Source organism: Geobacillus thermopakistaniensis (assembly GCF_000498995.1).
Lineage (GTDB): Bacteria > Bacillota > Bacilli > Bacillales > Anoxybacillaceae > Geobacillus > Geobacillus thermoleovorans.
Genome location: NZ_AYSF01000035.1, coordinates 26,712 through 38,601 on the forward strand (window position 1 = coordinate 26,712; position 11,890 = coordinate 38,601).

Here is an 11,890-nt window from a genome sequence, read left to right on the forward strand (position 1 = left end):
TTAAAAGCGATGCCTTTCATCAATTTTTCCTCGTTTCCTCGATATGCGGCATCTTCGTTATCACAATCGAATGGTTCAAATCGACGTTAGGCAACAGCTGTGGTTCGCTAGTTGTTTCCATCGCCCCTGCTTGTTTCACATGAGGAGAAAGCGGCTGATCAACCGAATCGCGGATGATGATACGCTGGCGAAACGACGCATATGGTTCTTTTGTTTTGTCCGTCTCAGCCAATTGCGAAGGAAAGACGGCATCACATACAAACAACATTCCCACCACGGCAAAGAGAAGAACACTTCGCTTCACTCACACCACCTCTATCCAAATTAGACGATGCAAAAGGTGATTCGTTTCTCCTTTGCCGCTAAACGAAAACGCCATCACCATTACGTCCCGCAAAACGTCCGGTACGGGCGGTCGGACGGCGGAGGCAGTTCCGCGTATTTCTCTTGCTCCGGCGAGTAGGCGTACGGGTCAGACAGCGCTTCAAGGAAACGCTCCATCACGCTGTAGTCGCCGTCATGGACCGCGGCGGCCAACGCCTCTTCAACCCGGTGGTTGCGCGGGATCACAGCTGGATTATGGCGGCGCATCCGCTCATACGCTTCTTCCCTTGACACCGATTCTTGGCTGAGCCTTGTTTGCCAGCGCTCCTGCCACTCCCGGAACTCAGCGGAATCAAACAGCGCCATTCCCGTATACTCGCCTAACGTCAACGCCCGGAACGTGTTCGTGTAATCAGCGCGATGCGCCTCCATCAGCCGCAATAAATCCGCAATAAGCTCCTGATCCCCTTCCTGCTCCTCGGCAAGGCCGAGCTTCGCCCGCATCCCGCTAAGCCAATGGTGGTGATACCGCTTCGGATACTCATCAAGCGCCCCTTGGGCAAGCGCGATCGCTTTTTCTTCATTCTCATCAAGCAACGGCAACAAGCTTTCCGCAAACCTTGCCAAATTCCAGCCCCCGATGTACGGCTGGTTTCCGTACGCATACCGCCCTTCCGTATCAATCGAACTGAACACCGTCTCCAGGCTGTATGTGTCCATAAACGCGCACGGCCCATAGTCGATCGTTTCCCCGCTGATCGTCATATTGTCCGTGTTCATCACCCCGTGGACAAAGCCGACAAGCTGCCATTTCGCGATCAGTTCCGCTTGGCGTTCGATCACTTGTTCAAGCAAAAACAAATAGCGGTTCTCAGCTTCCTCAAAGCCAGGAAAATGGCGCCAGAGCGCATAATCGGCCAGAGCGCGCAACTCCTCTATCGTCCCCCATTGCGCCGCGTATTGAAACGTCCCGACGCGCAGATGGCTCGAGGCGACACGGGTCAACACCGCCCCAGGCAATTCCGTTTCGCGCATAATGGTCTCTCCCGTTGTGACGACCGCAAGACTTCGCGTTGTCGGGATGCCAAGCGCGTGCATCGCCTCGCTCACAATGTACTCCCTCAGCATCGGCCCAAGCGCCGCCCGCCCATCGCCGCCGCGCGAATACGGCGTCCGGCCCGAGCCTTTCAGCTGGATGTCCACCCGCTCCCCGCTTGGGGTGACGTGCTCGCCCAGCAACACCGCCCGTCCGTCGCCAAGCATCGTAAAATAACCGAACTGATGCCCTGCATACGCCTGCGCCAGCGGCTCAGCTCCGCCTGGAATTTGGTTTCCACCGAACACAGCCACCCCATCTTCACTTCGCAACGCTTCCTCATTCAACCCAAGCTTGACTGCCAACGAACGATTGAGCACCGCAAGCTTCGGCGCGCGCACCGGCGTGGGGAGGACTTTGCTGAAAAAGCGCTCCGGCAGCCTTGCATAACTGTTGTCGAACTTCCATCCTGCGTCCAACATCGTCATCTCCTTTGCGGCCAAAACAGCCTTTTTATATGAGTTTATTGTACGGCAAAGCGGGCGGCATGATAAACCGAAAACGCGCGATCCTAAACCAAAAACCGAACCGTCAACGTTCGACGAAAACCACCATATTTTCTCTTTCTTTCTCGCCCCGTTTCTTTGTATAATACCTGTGAGGAGGTGAGAAAAAGTGGAAGAGAAAACAATCATTCAAGCGGTGCTTCAAGCGCTCGAACAGCATTCTGACAAAATTAGCTCGAAAATGCAGGAAATGGAGCAACGACTGCATCATGAAATGCAAACGATGGAACAGCGACTTCACCATGAAATGCAAACAATGGAGCAACGACTCCGCAGTGAAATGCAAGAGATGGGACAACAGCTCCGCAATGAAATGCAAGAGATGGGACAACAGCTCCGCAACGAGATGCAAGAAATGGGACAACAACTCCGCAGCGAGATGCAAGAAATGGGGCAACAGCTTCGGGCAGAAATCCACGCTGTTGAGACTCGGCTTGAGGCCAAAATCGACTCCCTTCGTGAGGAAATGCAACAGATGAACAGACAACTGAACGAACGAATCGACCACCTTGAAGAAGAATTAACAGATACTCAAGCCTCGGTCGAAGTGTTGACAACAAAAGTGCTCCACCACGACCGAAAACTTCGCCAACTGACCAAGCAAGCGTAACTCCTCTCAGTTAGCCAGCCATTTTCCCTGTCCACCGCACGTCAAAAACCGCTTCCGTTTCATCTTCCATGTTCATCTTGATGAAACGGAGCGGTTTTGGTGTTCACAGAACACCTACTCCCTATCAAAAAATGAATCGCGTTCGACATAGCATACTCTCAATGCATAGCGCTTGTGCCACTCACACGCTCCTCATTTCACCAAGCCATGCCGAAACGCGTAAATGACCGCTTGCGTCCGGTCTTGGACGCCGAGTTTGGCGAGGATGTTGCTTACATGCACTTTCACCGTTTTAAGTGAAATGAACAATTCATCGGCCATTTCTTGATTCGTTTTCCCTTGCGCCATCAACAAAAGCACTTCCATCTCCCGGCTCGTGAGCTGCTCATGCGGCAGGCGCTCTTCTTGTTTCCGATAGTTTCGCATCACTTTTCCGGCCACTTCCGGTTCGAACACCGATTGCCCGTGGAACGTGGCGCGAATGGCGTCGGCAATTTCGCTCGCTTTCGATGTTTTCAATAAATAGCTCGTCGCCCCTGCTTCAAGCGCGGCAAACACGTTTTCATCATCCAAAAAACTCGTCACGACAATGATTTTCGCCTCCGGCCACGCGCCGATGATTTCGCGCGTCGCCGCAATGCCGTCCATCGGTTCCATCACGAGGTCCATTAAAATGACATCCGGACGCAACTGGAGGGCGAGCTCCACCCCTTTTTTACCATCTTCCGCCTCGCCAATCACCTCCATATCTGGTTGGGCGGATAAATACGCCGACACGCCAAGCCGCACCATTTCATGATCATCGACAAGCAGTACCTTAATCACGGTCATCCCCCCTGTGCAAAAGCGGCACTTTCACTTCCAACCTCGTTCCTTGACCTTTTAAGCTGACAATTTTCAACATCCCACCGATTTCCGCCGCCCGCTCATACATGTGCTGCAACCCGTACGAGCCGCTTTTCGAACGTTCCACATCAAAGCCAACGCCATCGTCGGTGACGCGCAAAATGGCAAACCCGTCCCGTTCGATGAGCAATACTTCCAACGACTTCGCTTTCGCATGGCGCAGCGTGTTGGAAAGCGACTCTTGCAAAATGCGAAACAGATGATCTTCCACCCCTTTATCGAGCGGAACGTCTTCGATGTTCCATTTCATCTCGAGCGGCACTTTGCCCGCCAATTCCGTGAGCAGTTCGGTCATCCCTTCTTGAAGCGATTTGCCTTTCAGCTGCACCGGCCGCAAGTGCAGAAGCAGCGCCCGCATTTCCAATTGCGACTGGTGAATCATTTGTTCGACCATTTTCAGTTGCTTCCGATGGCGTTCATCATCGGGCGGCATCGTTTCCATAACGGCTGACATCATCATCGAAGCGGCGAACAATTGTTGGCTTACGGAATCATGCAGTTCCCGCGCCAGCCGCGTGCGTTCTTCGGAAAGAATGCGTTCAACGAGCCGTTCTTCCTGTTCGGCCTTTTCCGCCGCTAACTTTTGCACGCGTTTCGTTTGCGCGCGCCATTGCGCTTGCAGCTTCACGATTTGCCGCCAAAGCTCTTGCAGTTCCGGCGGCGGCTCTTCCCGATGCAACTCCCCCATCTCTCCTTGTTCAATGTGCCGAAGCGCCTGCACAACCGCTTGCCATTGCTGGCGAAAGAAGGAATCAAGCATAAGTCCAACAGCAATCCCCATACACAGGCTTACAGCGAACACAAACAACAAAAACGGCAACCCCATCACAGTTTGATCCCACAAAGACGACCACATTCCAGGCGGAAGGAAATAGAGAAAGGAAATGAGCAACGCCACAGCAAGCGCAAGCGCAAGCAAAACAGAAGCGAGCATCGGTCGGCTCATACGCGTGTCACCTCGACATTGCCAATGATCATCGAGGTGACGATTTTTAGCTTTTGCTCCGCTTGATCATACGAAGAAGTTTGATAAATGAGCGTCTCGTTGAACATTTTCTCCTGTTCCTTGCCAAACAGCGAGGCAACACCAAAAATGGCGGAATGAACGAGCCGTGTTTCAATTTCGTACGGAACGAGAATTCGAATGTTGCCGATCAACCCTCTCACGATAATGACCGCTTCCCCTTTCGGAAGCACAGTATAGCTGACATCAATGACCGTATCCCCGATCCCCGTTTGGATATTGACATCATTCCACTCATACACCCGTTCTGGGGTCGCTTGCCGGCCAACCCATACATTTTGAAACAGTGGTTGACGGCGCACGATTTCCTCTCCCCCATACGAGTTCTCAGCCATAGTCGGGCGGATCACCGTCGGATGCCGCTTCGACTGAAACAATTGCCAAAGGGCATAACCCAACAGCGCGACCATGACAAAACGAGCGGCCATCATCGTTAACACATGAATGGCCAACATGATGCAGCCAAGCCAAAACAGCCATTTTCCTTTCCGCCGATGCCATTTTTTCCTTCCAACATAAATCAAACAGACCGATATACTTAACGAAAACAGCACGCCCGGGCGAAAAAACGAAATTTCGATTGCAAAAAGGAGCAGTGTCACCAAAACAACCCAACTGACATAGTCAGTTTTCTTCCGTTGATCAAGCATGTGGGGAGCCCCCTGTTGTCCAAAATGAAAAAGGCGTAACCATGTACGCCTTTAGCATATCCGGTTATTTTCCTTCCTGCAACTGCTTTTCCAGCTGAGCGATGCGCGCATCGATCGTGCTTCGGTAATAATCGGAACGAACTTGCCGCTCAAGGCGGTCAAGGTAGACTTCCGCATCAGCAAACGCCGCCAACGCCGGGCCGGCGTCCCCGTTGACCACCCGATGGATGCGGTAGTGCGCCCGAGCCGCATTCTCCCGCCCCATCAGCTCCATGCGCCGCATTTGCATATCTTTCAGCTTATGCTTCATTTCTTCATATTTCGCTTCTAACTCAAACAGCTCACGGCTCGCTTGCTCGAGCAGCTGTTTTAAGCGGGCCGCCCGCTCCGCGTATTGCGCTTGTTCGCGCCGCGCAAATTCGGCCAGCTCCATTTCCCCGGCTTGCGCCGCCACCTCCGCCTGCTTGCTTCGTTTTTCCACCATCTGTTCGGCTTCGCGATGTTCGCGGGCAAATTGCTCTTTCAGCACATATTGGCGCTCGAGCAGCTGCCGCACCCGCTCGACTTCCTGTTCACATTGGCGCAAATAGTGATTGAGAAGCGCGATCGGGTTTTTCTTTTCTTTTTCGTCAAGCCATTCATGGAGATCGGCTTCAATGATCGTTTTCAAACGTGAGAACACACTCATCATCGATTCGCTCCTTTTCCATTGATTTCATGAATAATGCTTTTGCAGCTCCGCCCATTGTTTTTCAAAGTTGACAAACGGGTCGTCTGCTTCTGGAACGACGCGCTCGTCTTTCACTCCATTCCATTTTTTATACACGACATACAACACATACGCCGCGACAAGCGCGATGAGCGCTGGCACATTCGAAGCGCTGACAACTAACGCTGCACAGCCAATCAATGCCCACACGATTTTCCCGAACGTCGACGGGGCTTTCAAACATTTCTTGAACGCATAGTACAGCACCGCCAGCGTGATTGCCAACCCGACAAGCGGCCCAAGATGAAACAGCAGCACAAGCAACGCCACCGCGCCGGCAACGAACAGCCCGATCTTTTTTGCCATCCTTTCGCCTCCTTTCGTCTTCCATCGTACCGCAGACAACCCGAATCCCATCATGTTCCAAAGATATATTTTGTCTACGACTCGAGGCGTATTTTTGCTAAGATATAATGCCTCAGCTTCCCTTTTGCTGAATTCGAAGCGGCCAGCGTCTTATTTTTCCAAATAAAAAATCCCTTCTAACGGCGAGCCCTGTTAGAAGGAATTTCTTGTTGATGCAATAGGTGAGGCAAACGTTTCACTTGATGGCATGACCCTCCTCCACATCATGGCCGTGATTGAAAAATGCGCGCTCAGCCTTGCTCTGGTTTTCTATGAGAATGTGCGCTCCTTGAGTTGCCATTTTCATGATGGAGGGAGAGCAAAAATTGCTCATGGACATCTGTATGTTCAAACAAAATAAAGGAAGTTCCGAATTTCTTAATGTTTTCTACCATGCTGGCATGATCAGGATGGAAGTGTGTCACGAACAGATATTTTATTGCCTCTGGCTTAATTCATTTTTCTCTCATTTCGATCTTTTTTCCTTGCTTTTCCAAGGGTTCCCCCACTTTTTCTTCCTCTCTTCTTTCTCCCAAAAAGGAGTGGAAGAACCCGATTTCATTTTCCATTGACACTCCACACGGCTGAAGACGCGTGGAGTGTCAAAATTGCAGCGTTAATTTCGCCACCGCTTCCACATGCGCCGTGTGCGGAAACATGTCCACCGGCTGGATGTAGTCGATGCGGTATTGTGCGGCCAAGGCATCGAGATCGCGGGCGAGGCTGGATGGGTTGCACGAGACGTAGACGACCGTTTTCGGGCGGACGTGGAGAATCGTTTCAAGCAACGCCCGGTCGCAGCCGACGCGGGGCGGGTCGACGATGATGACGTCCGGCTTCCAGCCTTCTTTCACCCATTTTGGCAGCCAATATTCGGCTTTGCCGACGACATAGTGCGTGTTGGTGAACCCATGCTTTTTGGCGTTGTTTTGCGCGTCTTCGATCGCTTCCGGAATCGTGTCCATGCCGCGCACTTCTTTGGCATCGCGAGCAAGCCACAAACCGATCGTGCCGACGCCGCAGTAAGCGTCAACGATCCGCTCCGTTCCGGTGAGGGCGGCCGCTTTTTTCACTTCGTCGTACAATTTCACCGTCTGCAACGGGTTGAGCTGGAAAAAGGCGCGCGCCGACAGTTCAAACGACAAATCGCCGAGCGTTTCTTGAATGTATTCGTCGCCGGCGAGCACTTCTGTCTCGTCGCCGAAAATAAGCGACGTTTTTTCGCCGTTGATGTTTTGCACGATCGATTTCACTTCTGGAAGACGGCGGCGGATTTCCTCGATCAACAGCTCTTTGCGCGGAATGTCTTTTGTCGCTGTCACAAGCACAAGCTGGATGTCGCCGGTATGAAAGCCGACGCGGGCGACGATCGTCCGCACGACGCCCATTCTTGTCCGCTCGTTGTAAATCGGGATGTGCAAGTCTTGCAAAATCGTTTTCACGATGTTCGTGACGCGCGTCGTTTGCGGATGCTGGACGCGGCATTCCGATAAATCGATGAGCCGGTGGGAGTTGAGGCCGTACAGGCCGGCGAGCACCTTCCCTTCCTTCATTCCAACTTGAAACTGGCTTTTGTTTCGGTAATGCCACGGGTTGTCCATGCCGATCGTCGGGCGGATGTCAAGCTTGTCGACATCGAGGCGCCGGGCATGGCGGCGGAGCGCCTGGATGACAATGTCGCGCTTCGCCTCGAGCTGCGCCTCGTACGCCAAGTGCTGCAACTGGCAGCCGCCGCACTGGTCATAGAGCGGACAGGGCGGCTTGATGCGGTTTGGCGAGCGCTTGCGGATGCGCTTGATTTTCGCCTCGGCGTAGGTTGGGTGGATGTCCGTCGCCTCAACGATGACTTCTTCACCCGGCAAGGCGCCGGGGACGAAGACGACTTGTTTTTGGAAATAACCGACCCCTTCGCCGTTAATGCCGATCCGTTGAATCGTCACGGGAAATTGCTCGCCTTTTTTGATTTTGATGTTCATTTGTTGCTTTGCCATATCGGTCCCTCTCATTCAATGCTTCGCCATAAATAAAGCGCCGCATAGCTGGCGTACGGCTTCCATCGTTCGCCAAGCGCCGCCATCTCTTTTGTGGTCGGCCGCTTCGGAAGCCCGAACCATTTTTCGACCGCCCGCTGCAAACCGATATCCGCCGGCGGGAAGACGTTTGGGCGGCCGAGGCCGAAGAGGAGGAAATTTTGCACGGTCCACGGACCGATGCCGCGCACGGCGGTCAGCCTCTCCATCACCTCGCCGTCTTCCATCTGCTCGATTTCATCAAGCCGCAGCTTCCCCTCGGCAATGAGGCGCGACACATCGACGATATATTCGGCTTTCCGCCCGCTCAGCTGCAAGGCGCGCAAGTCCTCGTACGAGCGGGCCGCGATCTCTTCTGGGCGCGGGTAAAACCAAACGCCGTCCCGCTCCTCGCCGAACGTTTTCACAAACCGCTCTGTGAGCCGATAGCCGACTTTGAGATGAAGCTGTTGGTGGATCAAACATTTGACGAGGCAAAAATACAAATCAAAATCAAGCACCAACGGCAGCCCCTCATAACGGGCAAACAGCGGCGCCAGCTCGGTCGCCTGAAAGTGGCCGTGCACCGAGGCAAGGGGCGTCCGCCATTGAAACAGATGAGAAATCCGTTCGATGATCTCCTGTTGCCGCTCGGGATGCGGCCCCGACACGATAAAGCGCGGGGCGTCTTTCGCGCCGATGCTTTCCACCACGACAGGCACCTTTACGTCATCGAGATGAAGCGGCACGGTGACGCGCTGCCGCTCTAGATCAACCGCCAGCAGCGGATCGAGCGCCAATCGCTCCAACGCATGCGCAAAATCGTACGGCGCGGGCACGGTAATCGTTTGCTTCCACATCGTTCTCACCTTTCTCATTTGTCCGTGCCCCTATTATAACGAAAAACGCCCCGTCGAACCAACTTGTTGGCAGGACGAGGCAGCGGCATATGGTTCGGTTGACAGAACGAGGCGGGTTTTCGAATGGTCCAACACACAACGTTTCGTACCACTTTTGCGCTCAAGTGATGAAAGCGGCTTATGGGCGAAACAGCCGCGGATGGAGGCCCATCTTTTTCACCATCAACTCATCTAAGCTGGCAAACGTATACCCTTGTTTGCGCAAGTCGTCGATCACCTTCGGCAGCGCTTCGGCATTGTCTTTGGACACGGAATGCAACAGCAAAATCGCCCCCGGATGGATTTGTTTCATGATTTGGTCGTAAGCATATTGCCAGCCGCGCTGGCGGTCAGTTTGCCAGTCGACGAACGCAAGCGACCAAAAGACGTGATAATAGCCAAGGTCGCGGGCGAGAGATAACGTCCGTTCGCTGAAAATGCCGCGCGGCGGGCGAAGGTACGCCATCCCTTTTTGCCCGGTCAATTCCTCGGTCTTTTCTTTTACTTTTTCCAGCTCTTCACGGAACCGCTCTTCGCTTGCCGCCGTCAAATCGGGATGGTGCCATGAATGGTTGCCGATGATATGCCCTTCCGCCGCCATCCGTTTGACTAAATCGGGCGCTGTTTGCAAATAATGACCAGTGACAAAAAAGGCGGCTGGCACATGTTTTTCCTTTAACACGTCCAAAATTTGCGCCGTATAGCCGTTTTCATACCCGTTGTCAAATGTTAAATAGATCGTTTTTTCGCTCGTGTCGCCTAAATAAAAGGCGTCATATTTGGCGAGCAGTTCATCGAGCTCTTTTCCCGCCGATGGGGGCTCGTGGTTTTCGCTTCTCTTAAATCCCCAATGGATCGGCGCATTGCTTATGGCAAAAGCAGGGGCGGGAAAAAGCGAGAGCGCTAAAACGAGAGAAATGAGCCATCTCATGCCTAGTTCCTCCTTGGCCGCCATCTTTTCCTCTTTCTTATTGTTTTCACCCCTGACCGCTTTACGCGCGCCATTTTTTGCAAAAAAAGGCCCCAAAAGCAAGCGCTTTGGGGACAGAGAAGAAAACGGGATCAGCTTGTTTGAATACCAATAGCCATGTGCTTGAAATTCAGCTCTCCTTCTTACTTGAACACCGGCTCTTTGAACTGAGCCAGCTTTTCAAGCGACGATTTTTCCACATCTTCATGCAAGCTGTTGCCGTGCGAATCCATCGTGACAACAGCAGTGAAGTTTTCGACGCGCAAATGCCACATCGCTTCGGGGATGCCAAACTCCAGCAAATCAACGCCTTCCACGGATTTGATGCAATCGGCGTAATATTGCGCCGCGCCGCCGATGGCGTTCAAATACACGCCGCCGTGTTCTTTTAACGCTTGCAGCGTCTTCGCGCCCATGCCGCCTTTGCCGATGACAGCGCGGACACCGAATTTTTTCATGATGTCGCCTTGGTACGGCTCTTCACGGATGCTTGTCGTCGGGCCGGCAGCTTTGGCGTGCCAGCGGCCTTCTTCATCTTTTAACATGACCGGGCCGCAATGATAAATGATTTGCCCGTTCAAGTCGACCGGCGCGTCATGGTCCATCAAATATTTATGAATGGCATCGCGGCCGGTGTAAATGACGCCGCTGATGCGGACGACGTCGCCGACGCGAAGCTGGCGCACTTGTTCTTCCGACAGCGGCGGAACAAGGTCGATGACGCGTGTGTCGCCTTGTTCAAGCGCCGCGGCTGCTTCCGCTTTTTCCAACTCTTTTGCAAAATCGACGTCTTCGCCGTCTTGGTACAGCCATTCGATGATCTCACCGGTCGCCGGGTCGATTTTCACGCCCATGCGCCGAAACGCCCAGCAGTTGTAGGCGACCGAAACGAAGAAGCTCGCCGGGATGCGGTGCATAACGCCGATTTTACAGCCAAGCAGCGTCGATTCGCCGCCAAAGCCCATCGTGCCGATGCCAAGTTTGTTGGCGTTTTCCATAATGTATTCTTCGAGTTGGCGCAATTCTTCAATCGGATTGACATCATCGACCGGACGGAACAGCTGCTCTTTCGCCAACTCATAGCCCGATGAGCGGTCGCCGCCGATGCCGACGCCGATAAAGCCGGCGCTGCATCCTTGCCCTTGCGCTTGGTACACCGCATGCAAAATGCATTTGCGGATGCCGTCAAGGTCGCGGCCGGCGCGGCCGAGCCCCTCGAGTTCACACGGAAGGCTGTATTGAATGTTTTTGTTTTCACAACCGCCGCCTTTTAAAATAAGGCGAACGTCAATGTAATCGTTTTCCCATTGTTCGAATTTAATGACCGGCACGCCTTCCCCTAAGTTGTCGCCGCTGTTTTTGCCGGTGAGCGAGTCGACCGAGTTCGGACGCAGCTTGCCGTTTTTCGTCGCTTCGACAATGGCGGCGCGGATCGCTTTTTTCATTTCGATTTGATTCACGCCGACCGGCACTTTGATTTTAAACGTCGGCAAGCCGGTGTCCTGACAGATCGGCGACACGTTTTCATCCGCCATCTGAATGTTCTCGACGATCGTATTGAGCGCCATGGCCGCCCGCGTGCCGGCGTTTTCGCGCGCTTTCGCCCGAGCGATCGCTCGGCGAACGTCCTTCGGCAGCTTCGTTGATGTCTCAACGATCAAGTCATACATGCTTTGCTGGAATTTTTCCATGCTGATTCCACGCCCTTTCCTTTTGGATCGCCCTATTGGCAGTTGTCTCATCTTCTTCTATTATACTGCTTTTTCTCGGTTATGGAAAAAA

At 53.3% G+C, this 11,890-nt stretch carries 12 protein-coding genes; 1 reads left to right on the plus strand and 11 read right to left on the minus strand.

From position 1 onward, the window contains the following. Positions 1–19 precede the first annotated feature (19 nt). Positions 20–304, minus strand: a complete 285-nt coding sequence (locus T260_RS132545) for a hypothetical protein (protein WP_011229941.1) — start codon at positions 302–304, stop codon at positions 20–22. Positions 305–384: 80 nt separating this feature from the next. Then, positions 385–1,842 (minus strand): protein adenylyltransferase SelO, encoded by a 1,458-nt coding sequence (locus T260_RS132540; RefSeq protein WP_021321826.1) that lies wholly within the window; start codon positions 1,840–1,842, stop codon positions 385–387. A gap of 193 nt (positions 1,843–2,035) precedes the next feature. On the opposite strand from T260_RS132540, the gene T260_RS132535 reads away from it, so the two are divergent. After that, positions 2,036–2,536 (plus strand): hypothetical protein, encoded by a 501-nt coding sequence (locus tag T260_RS132535; RefSeq protein WP_020279779.1) that lies wholly within the window; start codon positions 2,036–2,038, stop codon positions 2,534–2,536. A gap of 192 nt (positions 2,537–2,728) precedes the next feature. Here T260_RS132535 and T260_RS132530 read toward each other — a convergent pair whose 3' ends face one another. The 9 genes from T260_RS132530 to T260_RS132485 form a co-directional block, all read right to left on the minus strand. Beyond that, the gene (locus T260_RS132530; RefSeq protein WP_013146334.1) at positions 2,729–3,361 is read right to left on the minus strand and encodes a response regulator transcription factor; all 633 of its coding nucleotides are present in this window, start codon (positions 3,359–3,361) and stop codon (positions 2,729–2,731) included. Then, positions 3,354–4,388, minus strand: a complete 1,035-nt coding sequence (locus T260_RS132525) for a sensor histidine kinase (protein WP_011229937.1) — start codon at positions 4,386–4,388, stop codon at positions 3,354–3,356. Before T260_RS132525 ends, T260_RS132530 begins: the two co-directional genes overlap by 8 nt. Next, on the minus strand, positions 4,385–5,116 hold the full coding sequence (liaF, locus tag T260_RS132520) for a cell wall-active antibiotics response protein LiaF (RefSeq protein WP_020279776.1): 732 nt from the start codon (positions 5,114–5,116) through the stop codon (positions 4,385–4,387). Before liaF ends, T260_RS132525 begins: the two co-directional genes overlap by 4 nt. 64 nt (positions 5,117–5,180) lie before the next feature. After that, positions 5,181–5,804: a PspA/IM30 family protein gene (locus T260_RS132515; protein WP_011229935.1), complete on the minus strand. Its 624-nt coding sequence runs from the start codon at positions 5,802–5,804 to the stop codon at positions 5,181–5,183. Positions 5,805–5,831: 27 nt separating this feature from the next. Then, positions 5,832–6,191 carry a lmo0954 family membrane protein gene (locus T260_RS132510; RefSeq protein ID WP_011229934.1) on the minus strand — a complete coding sequence of 120 codons (360 nt, stop codon included), beginning with the start codon at positions 6,189–6,191 and terminating at the stop codon, positions 5,832–5,834. 641 nt (positions 6,192–6,832) lie between these two features. Next, positions 6,833–8,236 (minus strand): 23S rRNA (uracil(1939)-C(5))-methyltransferase RlmD, encoded by a 1,404-nt coding sequence (rlmD, locus tag T260_RS132500; RefSeq protein ID WP_031212499.1) that lies wholly within the window; start codon positions 8,234–8,236, stop codon positions 6,833–6,835. Further along, complete coding sequence (locus T260_RS132495) at positions 8,233–9,099, minus strand: DNA-3-methyladenine glycosylase family protein (protein ID WP_020279475.1); 867 nt, start codon at positions 9,097–9,099, stop codon at positions 8,233–8,235. Before T260_RS132495 ends, rlmD begins: the two co-directional genes overlap by 4 nt. A 178-nt stretch (positions 9,100–9,277) precedes the next feature. Then, positions 9,278–10,069 carry a delta-lactam-biosynthetic de-N-acetylase gene (gene pdaA / locus T260_RS132490; protein WP_014194895.1) on the minus strand — a complete coding sequence of 264 codons (792 nt, stop codon included), beginning with the start codon at positions 10,067–10,069 and terminating at the stop codon, positions 9,278–9,280. Between the two features lie 182 nt (positions 10,070–10,251). Then, positions 10,252–11,799 (minus strand): fumarate hydratase, encoded by a 1,548-nt coding sequence (locus T260_RS132485; RefSeq protein ID WP_020279477.1) that lies wholly within the window; start codon positions 11,797–11,799, stop codon positions 10,252–10,254. Positions 11,800–11,890: the final 91 nt, after the last annotated feature.

Coding starts and splice junctions, on each gene's coding strand:
- T260_RS132510 (WP_011229934.1), bottom strand. CDS start 6,191: ATGGCAAAAAAGATCGGGCTGTTCGTTGCCGGCGCGGTGGCGTTGCTT.
- rlmD (WP_031212499.1), bottom strand. CDS start 8,236: ATGAGAGGGACCGATATGGCAAAGCAACAAATGAACATCAAAATCAAA.
- liaF (WP_020279776.1), bottom strand. CDS start 5,116: ATGCTTGATCAACGGAAGAAAACTGACTATGTCAGTTGGGTTGTTTTG.
- T260_RS132495 (WP_020279475.1), bottom strand. CDS start 9,099: ATGTGGAAGCAAACGATTACCGTGCCCGCGCCGTACGATTTTGCGCAT.
- T260_RS132485 (WP_020279477.1), bottom strand. CDS start 11,799: ATGGAAAAATTCCAGCAAAGCATGTATGACTTGATCGTTGAGACATCA.
- T260_RS132540 (WP_021321826.1), bottom strand. CDS start 1,842: ATGTTGGACGCAGGATGGAAGTTCGACAACAGTTATGCAAGGCTGCCG.
- T260_RS132515 (WP_011229935.1), bottom strand. CDS start 5,804: ATGAGTGTGTTCTCACGTTTGAAAACGATCATTGAAGCCGATCTCCAT.
- T260_RS132525 (WP_011229937.1), bottom strand. CDS start 4,388: ATGAGCCGACCGATGCTCGCTTCTGTTTTGCTTGCGCTTGCGCTTGCT.
- pdaA (WP_014194895.1), bottom strand. CDS start 10,069: ATGAGATGGCTCATTTCTCTCGTTTTAGCGCTCTCGCTTTTTCCCGCC.